Below are 19,318 nucleotides of genomic sequence, written 5' to 3' on the forward strand. Positions count from 1 at the left end.
CTACCTGCCCCCTGTGCCGTACCTCTTTAAAAAAGAGGCCGATGCATCCACATCAGCCTCTCCGTGTGCAAATTATTTACGCAAGTTCAATTTTTCGAGTATTGCACGATACCGTTCCAAATTATGTTTCTGTAAATACGCAAGCAAATTACGACGTTGCCCAACCAACTTTAACAAACCGCGACGCGATGCATGATCCTTTTTATGCATCCGCAGGTGTTCCGTCAAATACAAAATACGATTCGTAAGAAGTGCGATCTGTACTTCCGGAGAACCCGTATCGGCTTCATTGGCACCGAACTTGGCAATAATATTTTTCTTTTCTTCTACACTTAACATACGTTCTTCCTCCTAAAAATCAGGTATTCGCAAAGTACTAAGTCTCCGTCGGAGTATGCGCGACACCGAGTACCCGTACGACACTGTTTATTATACTATAGGAAATACGTACTGTAAAGGTAGCATTCTCTTACTCATGGGAAAATTTCTTAGGTATCAACACATAGATTACACGTTGAGAAGTATTCCGATCCACGGAAAACCGGTATTATCGCGTTTCTTGTCTCCCCGGCTTTTATTGCCGCCGCTTAAAATTCAACATGAGCGCGTAAATTTCCGACATAGGCACGTCCGACCGGAATTTCCATACCTTTTTTGCCTTTTAAAATTAATAAATACCGTTGTTTGAACCAAGTCGTAATTTGCTTAATTTCATCTACATTGACAATGTAATTGCGATGACATCGGAAAAAAGCGGTTTCCGACAATCGTTCTTCAAATTCCTGTAAAGTAATTTTTACCTTACAAACTTCGTCCTTCTTCGTTAAGATAAATACTTGCCGATTTTTTCCGTAAATCAGGCGAATATCCTGACAATCAATAATTTCCAAGCGATCTCCGCGATTTACCGTTAATTTGCGCAACGTAACCGTGTGTTCCGAAAACGCCGCCTTGGCCAACGGTGCCTGCAATTCTTTCATTCTCTTTTTTACTTTCAGCAACACACGGGCCAAACTCTTTTTGTCCACCGGTTTTAATATATAATCCAGCGCATTCACGGCAAATGCCTGTACGGCAAAATCCATATATGCCGTGACAAAAATAATCAGTGGCGCCCGTTCCATTTCCATTAACGCCTGTGCCACTTCTATGCCCCGCATTCCCGGCAATTCCACGTCCAACAGTACCACGTCCGGATGCAAACGCTGAATTTCTTTTACAGCGGTTTCTCCGTCATAACAAACACTGCAAACTTCCGTATCGGTGCAAAGTTCTTGTACCATGCCTTGCAACTCTGCCGCCGTTGCCTTTTCATCTTCTACAATCATCAATTGAATCATAGATTTCACCTTCATCCCCCGACATCCTGCCTATCAGCTATACTATATCGGTAAAAAATTTAAAGGCCCCGCTCCTGTCCCCACGGTATGGAAATAAAAATCATCGTCCCCCTTTCCATCGTACTTTGTACAGAAAAAATCCCCCGTTTTCCATATAAAGTCTGAATCCGGTCATAAATATTTCTTAAACCGATACCCGTGCTTTCTGTCAAATCACTCATCTCCTGTTGCTGTGAGAAAGCACGAATTCTCGCCAAGACGGCGGGAGAAATTCCTTCGCCGTCATCATGTACGGTAAGATACAGACAATCTTCCCGTCGTTTGGCGGATATGCTGACCGTACCGCCGTTTTTTTTCTTAAAAATGCCGTGTTTAATGGCGTTTTCCACTAAAATTTGTAAAATAAAATAAGGCACCTGTTGCGTAAGTGTTTCCGGTTCCACCGTTTTTACAACACGCAGCCGCTCGCCGTATCGCATTTTTTCCAACCGAATATACGTATCTACCGCTTCTAATTCCGCCGCTAAAGAAACGGTATCTTCCATGCGATGCAATCGTCCTCGCAAAAAAGACGATAAATCACAAATAAGTTCTTTCGCTTTTTCCGGTTCCGTAGTAATAACAGCCTTAATATTACTCAACATATTAAAAATAAAATGCGGCCGTATTTGTGATTTCAGTACATTCAATTCCGCTTGCGATAATAAAACAGTCTGTCGATCCAAGGCCATTTGATATAATTCCAAACTCAGCAATTCCGCCAGACTAAGCAACCACTTTTCTTCATAGGGATGGAACTTCCGTAATCCCGGGCGAGAAATATAGATAACGGCAATTTCTCTATGCGACACACGTAACGGCAATTGCAGCGTATTTTTACAATCTTTTTTATTCGCCCCCTGTGTATATTCCACCCAAATTCCTTCCGGTGATGAAACGGCGACATAGTCTACGGTCAACGTATTATAAATGATTTTACCTATCTGTTGCGCCGCCTCCCTGGTAAAGCCGTTTTTACGAAAAATTCCGCGTGTATTAAAAATAATATCAATAACTTTTTTGGCCGCATTCGCTTTATTATTATCTTCATCCGCATATACCCCGCGAATAATATAAATAGACAATATAACGCCTAAACAAGTCGAAATCGCTGCCGGCAACGCAATATATTTTTCCAACTCAAACACTTGTTGCGGCCCCGCCTGCCATAGTACGGCACTTTTCAAAACGGCTTCCGACACTAAAGCAATTCCGCCTCCCAACCAAAGAGAAATATTTCGCGCGCCATAGCGTTGATTTATATAACCGCTTAACGCGCCGATAAGAACATTGGCCACTAACGCCGCCGTAATTACGGGGAAACTGCTGACCGGTATAAAAAAACGCGGAATCATCCCGATAACAGCCGCTCCTATACCGACTAAAGGGCCGCCGAACAAACCGCCGATAATCGTTCCGATCAGACGGGCATGTACCATGGCCGTTTGTTGAAACGGTACATTTAAGTAATTACCCACCGCCGACAACATACCGAAGACCACGACCAATGCATATTTATCCCGACGGGAGTAGTGCGATTGATTCATCGATCGACGAAACGGCTTGCATTGCGTAATAATATAAATCACTACGGCAATGACCGCTATATTTCGTATTACTTCAAAAAATAACGCCAGCATTTCCGCCACCTGCCCGGGCTATTCGCCTTATTTGCTCCGGCTTCAAAGAACATGTTTCTTCCGCTCCGGAAACTCATGGTAAGGACCTCGACACGGCTTCCTTTCCTTACCTATACCTATATTATATTTTAACATGTTTTTTATTGTAAGCAAGACAAAAAAATTATTTATTCATTATTTTGGATTTTAATGATTTTCTTTATCAAAAAGCATAACACGGTGCCATGGATAAATTGCCTATGACACCGTGTTTCCGCTCAAACCATTATACGTATAGCCTCTTTTTAATACAAGCTTTTATAGATGCTGTATACTTTATCATAATCAAGTTCCACAAAATTATGCGCCATTAAACGCCCTTGATTCTTCATAACCGAATCGGCAAACTCCGCCAATTCTTCTTGTTTCACACCGTATTCATGCAATGCCTTTTTCGGTAAAATCGTATTTAACAAATTTTCCAATTCCGTATATACATCGGCTGGCCTGCATCCCAATATATTCGCAATAAATTGGTTCAAACGAGCGATTTCGCCGTCCGACTTAATCGACATATAGCAATTCATAACGCCGGTGAATATGGCATAATTGGATTCGCCGTGCGGCACATGATATTTGGCGCCTAACGGATAACTCATAGCATGCACGGCGGCACAACCGGGAATACTGAACGCAATACCGGCCCAATTGCTGGCCAATAAGAAATCTTTCATAATCGGTATCCGCGCTTCCGGTCCTTCTTCCCGCATCTTCATATACCCGCGCAAAATTAAGTCAATCGCATGGTAACTGAATAGGCGGAAACTCGGGCCGGAATGTGGCGACAATGCGGATTCTACCGCATGTACCAGGGCGTCGATAGAACTGGTGGCAAATACCTTAAACGGCAACGTTTTCAACAACTGGGTAATTAATACGGCCTTATCCGCATACAGTACATCATCGGCAATCCCTTTTTTCGTATTACGACTGATTAACGCCATGACAGAAACATTGGTAACTTCACTGCCCGTACCGCAAGTTGTGGGGATTAAAATTAATTCTTTCCCTTTTTCCAACGGCGTAATGCCGTCAAATAAATCTAAAATCGGACTTACTTTGCGCAAAGAAAACAATTTGCACAAATCCATAATCGTACCGCCGCCAATGCCGATAATCCGTTTTACATCTTTCGGCATATCGCGATACATGGCTTCCGCCATGTCATCCGACGGTTCGCCGGCACCGTATTTTTCCTGGAAAATAACTGCACAATCAAGATCCATGTTGCCGAAATTTGGTTCATAAATGTACTCATTCGTAACAATAAGATCGCCTTTTCCCAAGTGCAGATCGTCTACAAATTCTCGGCAAGATTCATACGTGTACAAGGTCGGCTTTAATTGTAATTCAATCATTTCCACTCATCCCTTTCGTATCCTGTCGTATAGTGCGGCAATGCCGCACTATACCTGAAAAAGTATGGAAGCTTAACTCCACAGTTCTTCGGTTGTCGGAATCTTGGCATCTTTAATGACATAAGCCACACGGGAAATATTAATAAAATGTTTATACGTAATATTTTCCGACATGCTGTTGCCGCCCCAGCTGCCGCATCCCAACGTGGTAGTCGGATTCAAGCCGTTTGTATAGCTGCCTCCGGCAGTAGAAGAACACGGTTGATTGACCGTTACACGGCTGACCGGTAATTTGGTTCCTGCCGCTTCAATATGTTTATCATTAAAGGAATGTACCGAAGCCGTGTGTCCGGCGCCTTTATAAAGATAATTGTCTTTTGCCATGTCAATAGCTTCATCAAACGTATGGTATTTTAAGCAAACCAATACGGGGCAAAGTTTTTCATCACATAAAACTTCTTCTTTGCCGTGCTTTTCCAATTCGATTAAAAATACTTTCGTATCTTCCGGAATGGTTAACCCTGCCGCTTTTGCAATAACCGCCGGCGATTTGCCCACTAAATCTTTGTTCATTTTACCGCCGGGGAAAATAACGTCTCTCATTTTATCACGAGTAGCCGCATCGCTGATCACATAAGCGCCGTCCAACTTAAATTCATTAATAACGGCATCATATTTGTCATTCGGAATGAAGACACATTGTTCGCCGGAGCAAATAATCCCGTTATCAAATTTACGTCCGTTAATAATCATGGGTACCGCTTCTGTAATATCCACGTCGCGGTCAATAATTACCTGCGTATTTCCGGCACCTACCCCCAGCGAAGGTTTACCGCTGCTGTACGCGGCCTTTACCATGCCCGGACCGCCTGTAGCCACCACTACATCACAAGCTTTCATCAAATCATTGGAAGCTTCAATGCTTGCTTCGGGAATAATTTGCACCAAATATTTCGGGGCGCCGATTTTGTCCAATTCTTCATTGATCATTTCCACCGTTTTAACACTGCATTTTACCGAAGCCGGATGGGGAGAAATAATAACGGCATTACGTCCCTTCAGGGCCGACATGCTGTTCATCATCGGCGTAACCACCGGATTCGTACAAGGCTGAATCGCCCCGACAACGCCGACCGGTTTAGCCACATACAACAAGCCGCGTTCCGGATCCCGATCAATAATATCTACACTCTTTTTATCTTTCAAATAGTTCCAAATCATGCCGGATTTCCCACGGCATTTGGCAATCTTATCGGCAGCTACCCCCATACCGGTTTCTTCCGCCGCCATAGGTCCTAATAATTCCGCATTTTCATATACTACGCGGCCGATGACACGAACCACTGCGTCAACCTGTTCCTGTGTATACGTTGCGAACTCTTTTTGTGCCGCCCGTGCTCTTGCCATGTACTCATCCATATTTACTGCCATAATTCAACACCCTTTCTTTTCACAAGTATAAATTTTAGGCATTTCAGCTATCACATTCCTGCCTTATGCCTGTATTGTAAGATGTCGTGCAGTTTTTCACAATAAAACTTCTACCAATGACCGTAAATAATGAATGAGTAACAAAAAACGGCTACTGAAATTTTTTCACACGTTTTATCCGTTCATGGCGGTACGAATTTTTTCATTTTTCCGCTCTTTCCTTCCCTCGAATAAGGCGTAAAAAAATAGTGATAAAATGAACAATCATTTTATCACTATTCGTCTATGCGATTACTTTTTTTCTGTCGTTGCCGGCGGTTTATATTGTTTGGACATGGGATTGGTTTGCGGCGTCACATGTTTCATCGGTCCCAATAATTCGGATTGATCCTCATACGTAGTATGCAAAAATTCTTCCGAACGTTCCGACAGCGGATTCCCCAGAAAATCATCATATAATTCTTTAATTTCCGGATTTTCCCAGCTGGCTTTAACATTCGTATTGCTGTCCGACTGATATAACGAATCAATACGCGCCTGTTGCACCTTTTTAACCTGCGGCATTTTTACCAACGGCTGTCCGCCGCCGCCGATACAGCCGCCGGGACATGCCATTACCTCAATAAAAGAATACCGGGTCAACGTATTATCGGCAAAATGCGTATCTAAAAATTTACGAGCATTACCCAGTCCGCTGATTGCGGCAATTTTCAACGTATGTTCGCCAATCGTGACATCCGCTTCTTTCACTCCGTTCAACCCGCGTACCGGCTCAAAGGGAATAAATTCCGCCGGTGCTTTTTCGCCGGTATGAAAATAATACGCCGAACGCAGGGCCGATTCCATAACGCCGCCGGAGTTTCCGAATATTTTACCGCCCCCGGAAGATTCTCCGAAAACTTTATCAAACGTACTGTCCTCCAACGCGTCAAAATCAATATTTTCTTCTTTAATCCAAGCCGCCAATTCTCGCGTCGTAATGCAAATATCCGTATCTTGCATACCGTCGGTTTTCCAATACGCCCCGGAACTGCTTAATTGCGGTCGCATAATTTCCGATTTTTTAGCGGTACAGGGCGTAACGCAAACATTGACAATCTGTTTCGCATCTATTTTATGGGTTTCGGCAAACCACGTTTTTATAACGGGACTCAAAATACTGATAGGACTTTTCGTGGTGGACAGATTCGGAATTAACTGCGGAAAATAAATTTCCACAAATTCCACCCACCCGGGACAGCAACTCGTAAGTTGCGGTTTCGGACTCGTCGTCGATTGTACACGGTGCATCAATTCCGACGCTTCTTCCATAATCGTCAAATCGGCACCGAAATCCGTATCAAATACATAATTCGCTCCCAGCGCCCGTAAAGAAGCTACCATTTTGCCTTCCACAAACGTTCCCGGATCCATACCGAACGCTTCTCCCAAACCTACGCGTACAGCCGGCGCCGTTTGAAAAATGACAATTTTATCCGGATCCTGTAAGGCCGCTTTTACTCTCCCGACGTCATTTACTTCCGTAATGGCGCCGAATGGACAGGCTGCCGCACATTGCCCGCAATGAATACAAATCGGCATATCTCCGGTACTGGGCAAATAATAATAATCCATAATCGTCTGCGTATTACAGCAAGCCCGCAAACACATCGTACAATTTTTACATTTCGTCACGTCAAATTGAACGGAACAGTTATGTTCATCAATAGGAACTCGTCGCTGAAGTTGTTGGAATCGAGATTGAAATTCAGTCATGATTTTTTCCTTTCATAAAAAATGTATCGACAATGTATATCATAAAGTATAATGTATACGTTTGACAATCTGCAAAGAGATGGCACCATGAATAGAATAATACAAAATCATACTAATTACTATGTTTTTTTTGAAATTCATGTTCGTAATTGCACAAGTTATATATTCATGAAACACATACATCACAGTTTATTATGTATTTTCCTTAAGTTCTTCCAACCGATACCACTGTTCCGTCAGTGCATCCAATTGCTGCTGTGCCCGCTGTCTTTCCTGCAACAGTTCGTTTACTTTCTCATACGCGTCGCCGGCTTGTAGTATAGCCGCATCCAGCCCTTTTACCAAGGCTTCGTAGCGGGGAATTTCCTGCAAAACTTCCTCGTATACCGCGAGTTCTCGTATCGAAAGTCCCTTCTTCTCCCGCCGGGACGCCGCGGCAGGTTTATCCGGAGGCACCGTCACCCGCTGCCCTGCAGAGGCTCCTTCCCGCTGCTGTCGCGCCGACATAATATACGCACTGTAATCCCCTTTATACGGCAACCATTGTCCTTGTTGTAACACAAACAAGGTATCCGCCACCCGATCCAAAAAATATCGATCATGGGAAACCGTAACGACCACCCCTTGATACGAGTCCAAATATTCTTCCAGAACGGCCAACGTCGGAATATCCAGGTCATTGGTCGGTTCGTCCAACAATAAAACATTCGGTCTGCGCATGAGCAGCCGCAATAAATACAGTCGCCGTTTTTCCCCGCCGCTGAGCTTTTCTATGCGAGTGTACTGCATATCTTCAGGAAATAAAAATTGTTCCGCTAAACGCGACGCGGAAATTTTTTTCCCAAAACGATTTTCTACATAGGCGGCTTCTTCACACACATACTCGATCACTCGTTGTGTCCCGTCTATAGGCGGCATGTGTTGTGTAAAAAAGCCGATTCGTACCGTTTGCCCCCGCAATACCGTACCGCAAGTAGGCGTTACGGTCCCTGCCAGAACCTGTAAAAACGTCGATTTTCCCGCACCGTTTCTACCGACAATCCCGATACGATCATGCCGTCCGAAACGATACGTAACATGAGAAAACAAAGGCGCCTGTCCCGCATAAGCAAACCCTACCTCCGACAGTTCGATAACAGTCTTTCCCAAGCGTGCCGACGTATCCCACATTTCTATTTCCGAAGGCGGCCGGCCGGCTTCTACCGCACATAACCGCTCATATCGCTCTTGCCGTGCTTTTTGCTTCGTCGCACGGGCTTGCACGCCGCGCTGAATCCAGGCTTGTTCCCGTCGCAACACATTGCGCCGCTTGGCTTCATTGGCCGCTTCCGCTTCCAGCCGGGCCTCATGCGCCGCTACATACGCCGCATAATTTCCCGTATAAGAATATACCTTACCCCGATCTATTTCCACCATCGTCTGCGCTATGCTGTCTAAAAAATACCGATCATGCGTACTCACCAATACGGCCGATTTCAGCTGCGCAATATACTCTTCCAACCACGCAATCGTCATTTCATCTAAATGATTGGTCGGTTCATCCATAATTAACAGATCGCAAGGCATAAGTAACGCCCGCGCCAATGCCAACCGTTTCCGCTGTCCGCCGGACAAGGTTTCTACGCGCCGATTGCCTTGCGGCAGCCCCAATTTTTGCAGAACAATTTTCGCCCGTTTTTCTATGTCCCAAGCATCCCAAGCATCCATCTCGGCCGCACGCGCAATAATGTCTTCCTCTTTTCCCGACTGCACGGCCTCTTCGTACTGCCGCAACACCTGCATAATCGGCAACGTTCCGTCCAATACGGCAGACACTGCCGTCCGCCCCGCTATATAGGCAGACGTTTGCGGAACATAGTGAATACGTGCTTTAGGATTGCGCCAAACCGTCCCCGCATCCGGTGTTTCCGCACCTGCGGCCAACTGTAACAAAGTAGTTTTACCGGCGCCGTTTAACCCGATGACGCCCACCTTTTGTCGCTTCCCTATCGCCAAATGAACATCTTCAAACAATACCTTGGTACCATACGATTTTGTTACGTCTTCCATTGTTAAAATATTCATTTTACCTACCTCGAATTGCGGCTTTTACTACTTGTATCCTAACACATCCACTGCCGATTCGCCACCCGATAAAACAATATGCGGTACGTACGTATCACCGGAGACCGCTTTTTTCTTTTTACTACTTGCGAAAACAGATTCCCGCTCTTCCCGATGCACGAACACTACGTTTATCATCGATGCGTATATTTCGTTAGAATTATTTTTTTATTTCTTATAATACTATTATAAATAATTAAATCCCCTGTTTTTCTTAAAATAAAACCAAAGACAGGCCGTATCTTCTCCGGTATTCCTGCACCTATACTGCAACTTATTCATACTTTTTATGTATCCGGGTTTGCAAAAAAAGTATATCTCCGTAACGTATACCCCTCAAAAAGCCTCTTATTTATTCGTAATCGCACCGATATGTTTTAACTCAATAGATAAGGAACCGTCTTCCTGTGTAGAAAAATGAATAAATTCAGAATGCTCTATATACGCGGAGGGAAAGGTAATTTCAATACCCGTATCCGTTTTTATGGTATGTACATTACCGACTTTCTGCGCCCATGTGGAAGACACGGGGACAGAATCGGGCAATTGCCTTTCCCCGCATTGCCGTGAAAATTCTTCCTGCAAAGCGGGGGTATCTGCAAAGACCGCCGCTCCCGCCTCCCGAGGCGCAAACGAATCGCATTGGGCGGCATTTTCCGCAATATACTGCTTGGTCTTGGCCGAAACTTCTACCGAATCCGCTCCGTGTTCGGCGGCTACGGCAGCGATCAACTTGGTAACCGTCCGGACCGTTTCTTTAGAAGAAAGCTGCACGGTACACTGTAAAACCCGTTCCGGCAATATCCGGATCTCCCGCCCTTCACAGCTTCTTTTTTTATCCGCCAGAGACAGCTGCAAATTATCCTCCCGAATCAACGCATACGAACGAATTTTTTGCAGCTTGTTCGGCAATATTGCCCGATGACGAATCAATTGTGTACACATCTCGCCGTCAACCCGGGAAATCTGATGGGTATACGCAATTTGAGCCTCTAATAAAAGAATAGCCAAATACCGCGTCTGCCGTTCATCGCGAAAATCCGCCACGACCACATCCGCCGTTGCCGTTTCTTCACAAGACGCCAACGCGTCGTATACGGCATGCGCAATTTGCCCGCTTATTTCCGCAAAAGAAAGAGCGCCCTGAAAATATCGTGCCGCCGCGGCGCCTAAGCGGGAATCTTTATAAAAACAGCCTTGTCTGCCTGTCGGATCCGCCGGTAACTTCTGCAATCGTTGTTCCAAATAGGCATACACCTCCTGCTGTGCAAGATCCAATTCTTGTTCGGATACAACACATAGCCCTGTATGAAAATCCAATACATGCAAAATTGCTTTATCGATCATTCCGGCCTCCCTCAATTCAAAAAACAGAGAGGACTTTCGCCCTCTCCCGAATTTTCTTTTCGCTTGTATTATACGCAGTCCGGTCCGTACTGTCAATCGACCGTGCGCCCCGTTCGTTCAACGTCCTGCCCGTTTCATTTCCCGCTGAACATAGTAATAACACCCGCCGGTAAACGCACAGGCCAGCAGCCAACACAACGGACTGGACAAACAAATCCCGAAATAGCCCCAAACGGCGGCCAAGCCGAACGCCGCCCCGCCGCGGCCCACCAATTCCAACAAACTGCTGATGAGCGGCACGCTGGAAATGCCCATCCCTTGCAACGCATTGCGAAATACAAAAATTTGTCCCAAAAATATATAGCAAGGTACGGACGTATGAATATATAACATGGCATCCGCCAATAATTCGGGATCTTGTTTCGTCGTAAATAAAGAAACGAGATCCTTCCCCAAAGCAAACATGGCGCCGGCGGCTATAGCACAAAATACCAACGACAACAGTGAACACTGCCGCACGCCTTGTCGAATGCGGTCGTACTTACCGGCGCCATAATTTTGCGCCGTATATACGGCCATGGCAATACCGAAAGAAATCATCGGCTGTAAGGCCAGTTGTTCCATACGGGTAGCCGATACAAATCCCGCAATCGTTTCCGGTCCGAACGTGTTGCAAACCGATTGAATGGCTAAAATTCCTAAACTGATAATAATAAATTGCACCGCCATCGGTAAGCCTAAACGCAAATGTTGCCATGCAAACGCCGTATTCCAACGCCAATCCTGACGCCGTAACCGCAACATGGGAAATTGCCGACGCATATACAGCCAACAAGTAATCGCCGCCACAGACTGGGCAATAATGAGAGCAATCGCGGATCCCGGCACGCCCCACCCGAAGACGGTAATGAACACCAGCGCCAAAATAATATTTAAAATAGACGCCAAAATCAAAAAATATAAAGGGGTTTTACTGTCCCCCAAAGCCCGACAAATATACGATAATAAATTATAAACCATCATGGCACCGAGGCCATATACAATAATCAAAATATAGTGATACGCATTGTCATACAACGTAGCGGAAATGTTCATCAGTCGCATAATTTGCGGCATACATCCGGCCGTAACCACCGAAAAGACAATATTAAACGCCACGGACAACAGCAGCGACATGGCAAAACTGCGCCGCACACCGTCCCAATCACCGGCCCCGAACCGTTGCCCCGTGACTACGGTAAACCCTGCAGATAAACCGATCGTCGCTCCCAAGAGAGCCATAAAAAGAGGAGCAGTGGCACCTACTGCCGCCAACGCCTCCACGCCGATGGTACGACCGACAATAATCACATCGGCAATATTATAAAATTGTTGAAATAAATTACCTATTAACAAGGGAATCATAAACGTCAGCATTAAGCGAATCGGATTCCCCGATGTCATACTTCGAACCATGTACGCTCCTTTCTGTCACCTATATTACAGAATAATAGTATTATTATATCATAAATAAGGTTGTTATATTGTGACATTTTTTTAACAATATACGAAACGTAAAAAGTCGTTTCTCACGAAACGACTTTTTACGTTATTTATTCTTGTTTAGCCCCAACTTCGTGCCGCTCAATCGCTGCACCGATAGAAACAACATGGGAATCAGAAATACGCCGAATAACGTCGCAACGGTCGTGCCGAATACTACCGTAATCCCCATGGTAATGCGCGAAGAAGCACCGGCGCCGGACGAGGCGATTAAAGGAAGAGAGCCGAATACAAAGGCCGAAGAAGTCATGATAATGGGTCGAATACGAATCTTTGCCGCTTCAATTACTGCGGAAACCGAATCCATCCCTCGTGTTTCCACTCTCACTTTCGCATATTCAATAATTAACACCGCATTTTTAGCCGCCAACCCGATGACTGCCAAAATGCCGATTTGAAAATAGATGTTGTTCTGCAAATGCAATACATAGGCAAAAAAGGAGGCCCCGAATAACCCGGTAGGAACACTCAGCAACACGGCAAACGGGACTTTCCAGCTCTCGTACAGCGCCGCCAAAATTAAGAATACAAACAAGAAGGCCAACGCGAAAATATACAACGTTTGATGTCCCGCCGCCACTTCTTCCCGACTCATACCGCTCCATTCATACGCGTATCCTTCCCCTAAGGTTTCTTTCGCCACTGCCGCCAACGCTTTCAACGCATCGCCGGAGCTGTATCCTTTCGCCGGTATGCCTTGTACTTTGATAGCCGGATAATTATTAAAACGCGTGACTACGGAAGCCGCTCCCACCGGTTTAGGCTTTAAAAAATTGTTCACAGGCACTATTTCCCCCTTATTGTTCCGTACACCGATATGCGCATTGTCCGCAATGCTGCTGCGATACGCCGGCGCCGCCTGCAATACAACCTTAAAATTTCTGCCGAACATCGAAAAATCATTCACTTGATACGAGCCGTAAAAAGCCTGTAACGTACTGTACAGTTCTTTTAAATTAACGCCTTCCCGCGCGGCTCTCTCGCGGTCCACGGTCAGCTCATACCCCGGCGTATCGCCGGCAAACGCCGTAAAGACCATCCGTATTTCCGGACGTTTTTTAGCCGCTTTAATAAAATTTTGCGCCGTTTGCCACAATTCTTCCGTCGTATGCCCGCCGCGATTTTCCAATTGTACGGTAAAGCCGGACGAAGTTCCCATACCGTCAATCGGCGGGGGATTCATGCCGATCGTCATAGCTTCCGGAACCTCCATACCGTGCTTCATAATCTTTCCCGCCAGCATATAGGAAGATAAATCCAACGTCGGTCGCTTACTCCAATCGTCCATGCCGATAAAAGCCGTCGCACTGTTCGGTTTGGGACCGCCCGCCAACACACTGAAGCCGATAACATTCAACATTTGCGATACGCCCGGTTGTTGCCGTACCCACTGACTGAAACGCCGACTCACTTTTTCCGTCTCCTTTTGGGACATCCCTTCCGGCAAGGTCAAATTCATAATGACGAAACCGTTATCTTCCGGCGGTACAAATCCGGTCGGTAAAGACCGAAAAAACACCCCCGTCAGGCCTATCAAGAGCACCGGCACGAAGAAACATAAAGCAAGATGTTTTTTTAAATGTACCAATTTGCCGCCATACCAATCGACCAACCGTTCAAAGCCGTAATTAAAGCGTGCAAATAACCCCCGAATACCCTTGCCGGTACTGTCGGGAGGCGCTTCCCGCAACAACAGCGTACATAACGCCGGGGTTAACGTCAGGGCGACAAAAGCGGAAATCCCGACAGAAACGGCAATCGTCAGGGCAAACTGCCGATACAATACGCCGCTCATTCCGCCGATAAACGCCACCGGCACAAAAACGGCCGCCAATACGCAAGCGACGCCGATAACCGGATTTTGCACATTTTTCATGGCCACCAGCGTTGCTTCTTTCGGCGGCCGATTGTTATATTTAATTTCATACTCCACCGCTTCAATGACCACAATCGCATCATCCACCAACAACCCGATCGCCAATACCATGGCAAATAAGGTCAGCGTATTAATAGAAAATCCCATAATTTTAAAGCACGCAAAGGTTCCCAATAAGGATACTGGAACAGCCATTAAAGGAATCAATGTGGAACGGGGACTTTGCAAAAACAGAAACACAATAAAAGCGACTAACAGCAATGCTTCTATCAAGGTTTTCAACACTTCCTCAATAGACGCCTTCACAAATTTGGTGCTGTCATATACCACCTTATACGTCAAATCATCCGGAAATTTTTCTTGCGCTTTTTCCATTACTTCCCGCACTTTACCTACGGTTTGCATCGCATTGGCATCGGCAGTCAGCGCCACCATAAAACCGACCGCCGGATGGCCGTTAAGATTGCTGTATACCGTATAATCACGCGCTCCCAGTTGAACGTCCGCCACATCGCCGAGACGCACCGCCGTTCCCTCCGGATTCGCCCGTATAATCAGTTGTCGAAATTGGTCCGCCGTCTGCAGGCGCCCGTTCGCCCGTAACGTATATTGATAGGTTTGATCCGCCGGTGCCGGCATAGCCCCTACCGTGCCGACCGGAGCCTGTATATTTTGAGACCGCAAGGCGGCCGCCACATCCATCGGCGTAACCTTGCAAATCGCCATTTTCATCGGATTTAACCAAATACGCATGGCATAATCGGCACCAAATTCCTGTACATTCCCTACTCCGGGAACGCCTTTTACGGCATCTAAAAAATACTGTGCCGCATAACTTTTCATAAAGGTCTGATCATACGTACCGTGCGGCGATTCCAGCGCAAAAACCATCGCCATAGACGTCGTGGATTTTTGCACGGACACCCCGGCTTGCGCCACTTCCTGCGGCAACAGAGGGATAACCTGATTAATACGATTTTGCATATTTACAGCATCCATATCCGCATTGCTGCCGGAGTCAAACAGGGCTTGTAACGTATATATCCCGCTGTCATTGCTGCTGCTTTCAATACTTACCAAATGATCAATGCCGCTTAATTGTCGTTCAATCGTATTCGCCACGGTAGCACTGATACCTTCCGCATCCGCCCCCACATAAGAGGCCGTCACATGTACCTGCGGCGGCGTAACATTGGGATATTTAGCCACCGGCAGGGTAATTAACGCCAATACGCCCATAATCGTAATAAACAAAGAAATTACAATAGCTAACACCGGGCGTTTAATAAAAAATGCAGCAATCATGCTCTCTCCTCCTACGACACCGTATCCCGTTCAATATCGGCCTTGGTCAGGACATGCGGTGACAACACCGCTCCCTCGGCTTTTTCATAACCGTCTACAATAACCACGTCGCCGGCTTTCACGCCGGACGTAATTACCCAAAATTTACCCGTTTTAGGGCCGACCTGTACTTCCTTCTTTTGCACCTGTCCCTGCCGATTTAAAACCGATAAGAAATATTTTCCCAGCATTTGCTGTACCGCCCGCTGCGGCACAAGCAACACCGGTTGCGCCGTTTGTCCCGTCAGCAAAATCGTTCCGTATAACCCGGGAATCAACAACTGCTGCGGATTGTCAAACACGGCCTTAACGACAATCGCGCCGCCGGCTTCATTCAACCGCGGATCCATTTGTGCTATATGGCCGGTATACGGATATATGCTCCCGTCACTGAGGCGCAATTGTACCGCAGCGCCCCAAGTACCGGTACGATTTTTTTCTTTCATCCATTGTAAATAATCCTGTTCCGACAAAGAAAATTCCACAAATACAGGATTCGTCGAAGAAATCGTGACCAATGCTGTCGAACCGGCGGTCACATACGTACCTACCGGCACATCATCGACACTCAACTTACCGCTGAAAGGCGCATAAATAATCGTATCTTTCACATTATCGCGTGCCCGTTGCACCTGTGCCGCATTCGCTTGTACGACCGCTTCCTGTTGCCGCACGGCCGCTTCCCGATCCGTCACGGCTTGTGCCGCTGCGGCATCCTGTGCGGCCAAGGCCCGATACCGATGGTAGTTCAGTTTTTGATTCGCCAACCCGGCAGACGCCTGTGCCTGCTCGGCCAACGCCGCCGCCAAAGCGGCATCATACTCCCGACTGTCCAAGCGAAATAACGGCTGTCCGGCTCGCACCGTCTGCCCGCCCTGCACAAATTTGACCAGCACCCGACCGGAAATACGGGAACGAATGGGCACCTGTGCCGCCGCCGCTACCGTACCGCTATACTCCGCCCGCAACGGCACCGTTTCCGCCGTCACCGTATACGTATTCACCCGAATCGGACCTTTCGGCAATCCCGGCGGTGCGCCGCATCCTGCCAACACTGCCGCCAACACAAAAACCAAACTCATCATTGCCGCCTTATACGTTCGTTTCATGAATCCCGTTCCTCCCGTCCGCTTTCATGCCATACAGCAATACTTGTAAACATTGCGTCATATACTCAAAAAAAGAACACCGGTGCGCCGCGTTTTCCATGTACGCCAAACTTTCCGCGGCCGCCGCTTTAATCATATGCATACACAACGTGCAATCCACATCGCGCAAACTCCCTTCCCGCTGTGCCGCATGCAACAACTGTTCCAGCAAGTCCCAATTTCGTGCTTCCAACTCATGCAATTTCTCCCGCACTAAAGGCGCCCGCATCAACGCATCTTGAATACGACGCAGCGAAAACAGCTGTTCTTGTTGCGGCGATACCCGAAAAAACGAGAGAATCTTTTCTTCCGTCGTCAACGTCGAATCGGCCGCTAATTGCTTATGCGCCTCATACATTTCTCGGGCAAAGAAAAAGACAGCTTCCCAAATTAATTCCTGTTTGGAAGAAAACTGTTCATATACCGTACGTTTACTGATATGTAACCGTGCCGCCAACATGTCCATCCGAAACGCAGGGCCCTGCTCGCTTACTAACCGCAACGTTGCTTCTAAGAGCCGCCGCCGCAATACATCTTTCATACTATCGCCTTCTACCTTCCCGTCTTTCGCAATAAAACTATTTTCGTAAACTACAGTACCAATTTCAGTTTAATATATTTTTTTTCAAAGTCAAACCCTACGACAAAAAAGCACTTCGTCCGTTCTCTATGCTACTGTCGAATTACACAAAAACCTAGAGAAAACAAAGTGCTTTTTCTTCTTTATAGCCGCCTGCGCCGCTATGTTCCCCTGCCGGGCGGTTATACTAACTCTATTGCTTCGTACAAAAAGGGCACGACAATTCTTCCGCGGCTGTCTACAACGCCCCATTTGCCTTCTTTTTTAACGGCACTGAGCCCGCGACGAAACGGCTTTACTGCCTGTAAGGTTTGCGGCGCGGCGGTATACACCGTTCTGCCGGTCCGCTCAATAATCCGATACGCGTGCTCCGTACCGTATACCCAGGTATAATCTTCTTCTCCCGACGGCAGGATCCCGATCGTATCCGGCAACACTGCCTGCGGCGTTCCCGTACTTGCCTGTATCAACACCAACGACCGCCCTTCTTTAGCCGCCCACAGGGAGGGGCTTAAAAAGAAAACCGCCTCATATGTATCCGCCGACAGACGTTTTCCGGTTGCCAAAGACCACACCGTAATGCGTCCCGTTTTTTTATCTTCCAACGCCGCCCGGCCGGAAACCAAATCCAACTGTTGCGGCACCAATCGGTATGCCCCGGGAGGAATAAGAATCTTCCCCTGTCGGTCCACAAACCGCAATTTCCCTTGATGCGAAATAAAGGTTCCCCATTCCGTCATAGGATACACGGCGTCGTAATTCGTATCAATCACAATCTTGCCGCTGCGATCCATATACCCCCGTTTTTCGCTTTGATACGTCACCGGAGTCGCCGCCGTAATCGTCATGCCTGCTGCAGAAAAACTATTTTGCAGGACCATCCCCGCCAAACGTCCCCGATTCACCCGGTGTTGTGTACGACGAAACTCCGCCAGTCCGTGCACAAAAGGTTTCACGCGGGAAGAAGGCGCAACAAATACGGGCTTTCCGGTTGCATCTACCGCCACCACCTTGCCCTTTCCGGTTTTAACAAATCCCAATCCTTCCTGAAATGGCGTGAGCACTTCGGAAAAGATGGGCGGCGTAATCGGCTGCCCGGAAGGAGCCATCAACCCGTAACCTTTTTTGGCATGATAAAAATGAACATTTTCTTTCATTCTTCGTATTTCCGGGGCCGTGACCACTTTGCCATACGTCGTAATATGCCAAGTTTTTCCTTCCCAACCGGCGACAAACACGCCGTCCTCTTGATATTGCAACCGGTCATACCGCGGCGCGGTCGTAAACCGTCCGTGTTTTCCCAAGATACCCCATTTTCCGTCTTCTTTCACCAAGGCCAACGCTCCGGCTTCATAGGCCCGATCATCGGCCGGCTTGACCGGCGCCTGCATCGGTAACAGCGGCAGCCCTTGCTTTGGTTGCCGCCCCGCATACACCCCGGCGCCCAATTCCGACGCCCATGTCGCCCCCGCCTGTACGTGTCGCCCGCGCCGCACCGTTTCCGTTCGTGCCGTCGTCGACGTACGGCTTTCCGTCACGGTAACCTTCGCCGTTTCCCGATGGCGATGAGTATATATCGTCGCCGGTTCGGTCGCCCCGCTTCCCGCCAAGGCGGCACCGCCGTACAATAAAAGCATCAATAAAAAAATCTTCTTATAGTTTCGTATCATCCTATTCTCCTTTATGCCGTACCCAAACCTCTCATAACTGTACTATATCGCTGTACTTCCCATAGTATATCATGCAGAACAAAGACGAAAGAAGTATTTATTCTAT

Annotated in this window: 14 protein-coding genes; all 14 read right to left on the bottom strand. The window is 47.0% G+C overall.

Annotated elements, in window-relative coordinates:
- Positions 1-72: 72 nt before the first annotated feature.
- The 14 genes from rpsO to HMPREF1039_RS07350 all read right to left on the bottom strand — a co-directional run bounded on the left by rpsO (position 73) and on the right by HMPREF1039_RS07350 (position 19,212).
- Complete coding sequence (gene rpsO / locus HMPREF1039_RS07290; protein ID WP_007391851.1) at positions 73-339, bottom strand: 30S ribosomal protein S15; 267 nt, start codon at positions 337-339, stop codon at positions 73-75.
- 248 nt (positions 340-587) lie between these two features.
- On the bottom strand, positions 588-1,355 hold the full coding sequence (locus HMPREF1039_RS07295; RefSeq protein WP_007391825.1) for a LytR/AlgR family response regulator transcription factor: 768 nt from the start codon (positions 1,353-1,355) through the stop codon (positions 588-590).
- Between the two features lie 44 nt (positions 1,356-1,399).
- The gene (locus HMPREF1039_RS07300) at positions 1,400-3,019 is read right to left on the bottom strand and encodes a LytS/YhcK type 5TM receptor domain-containing protein (RefSeq protein WP_235720047.1); all 1,620 of its coding nucleotides are present in this window, start codon (positions 3,017-3,019) and stop codon (positions 1,400-1,402) included.
- Between the two features lie 284 nt (positions 3,020-3,303).
- Positions 3,304-4,416: a 4-hydroxybutyrate dehydrogenase gene (locus HMPREF1039_RS07305; protein WP_007391805.1), complete on the bottom strand. Its 1,113-nt coding sequence runs from the start codon at positions 4,414-4,416 to the stop codon at positions 3,304-3,306.
- A 72-nt stretch (positions 4,417-4,488) separates the two neighbouring features.
- The gene (locus HMPREF1039_RS07310) at positions 4,489-5,847 is read right to left on the bottom strand and encodes an aldehyde dehydrogenase family protein (RefSeq protein ID WP_007391819.1); all 1,359 of its coding nucleotides are present in this window, start codon (positions 5,845-5,847) and stop codon (positions 4,489-4,491) included.
- Positions 5,848-6,138: 291 nt separating this feature from the next.
- Complete coding sequence (locus HMPREF1039_RS07315; protein WP_007391801.1) at positions 6,139-7,602, bottom strand: [FeFe] hydrogenase, group A; 1,464 nt, start codon at positions 7,600-7,602, stop codon at positions 6,139-6,141.
- Between the two features lie 192 nt (positions 7,603-7,794).
- Positions 7,795-9,666 (bottom strand): ABC-F family ATP-binding cassette domain-containing protein, encoded by a 1,872-nt coding sequence (locus HMPREF1039_RS07320; protein WP_007391790.1) that lies wholly within the window; start codon positions 9,664-9,666, stop codon positions 7,795-7,797.
- A 27-nt stretch (positions 9,667-9,693) separates the two neighbouring features.
- Positions 9,694-9,843: a hypothetical protein gene (locus tag HMPREF1039_RS08205; RefSeq protein ID WP_176603355.1), complete on the bottom strand. Its 150-nt coding sequence runs from the start codon at positions 9,841-9,843 to the stop codon at positions 9,694-9,696.
- A 210-nt stretch (positions 9,844-10,053) separates the two neighbouring features.
- Positions 10,054-11,052 (bottom strand): nucleoid-associated protein, encoded by a 999-nt coding sequence (locus HMPREF1039_RS07325; protein ID WP_007391821.1) that lies wholly within the window; start codon positions 11,050-11,052, stop codon positions 10,054-10,056.
- 117 nt (positions 11,053-11,169) lie between these two features.
- Positions 11,170-12,507 (bottom strand): MATE family efflux transporter, encoded by a 1,338-nt coding sequence (locus HMPREF1039_RS07330; protein WP_007391830.1) that lies wholly within the window; start codon positions 12,505-12,507, stop codon positions 11,170-11,172.
- A 133-nt stretch (positions 12,508-12,640) separates the two neighbouring features.
- Positions 12,641-15,775 (bottom strand): efflux RND transporter permease subunit, encoded by a 3,135-nt coding sequence (locus HMPREF1039_RS07335; protein ID WP_007391840.1) that lies wholly within the window; start codon positions 15,773-15,775, stop codon positions 12,641-12,643.
- Positions 15,776-15,786: 11 nt separating this feature from the next.
- Entirely contained in the window at positions 15,787-16,923 is a 1,137-nt protein-coding gene (locus tag HMPREF1039_RS07340; protein WP_007391828.1) for an efflux RND transporter periplasmic adaptor subunit, read from the bottom strand.
- Positions 16,907-17,503 (bottom strand): TetR/AcrR family transcriptional regulator, encoded by a 597-nt coding sequence (locus tag HMPREF1039_RS07345; protein WP_007391811.1) that lies wholly within the window; start codon positions 17,501-17,503, stop codon positions 16,907-16,909. The genes HMPREF1039_RS07340 and HMPREF1039_RS07345 overlap by 17 nt, the downstream gene beginning before the upstream one ends.
- A 221-nt stretch (positions 17,504-17,724) precedes the next feature.
- Entirely contained in the window at positions 17,725-19,212 is a 1,488-nt protein-coding gene (locus HMPREF1039_RS07350) for a WG repeat-containing protein (RefSeq protein WP_007391795.1), read from the bottom strand.
- Positions 19,213-19,318: the final 106 nt, after the last annotated feature.

It is taken from the genome of Megasphaera lornae, assembly GCF_000214495.1.
GTDB classification, from domain to species: Bacteria; Bacillota; Negativicutes; order Veillonellales; family Megasphaeraceae; genus Megasphaera; species Megasphaera lornae.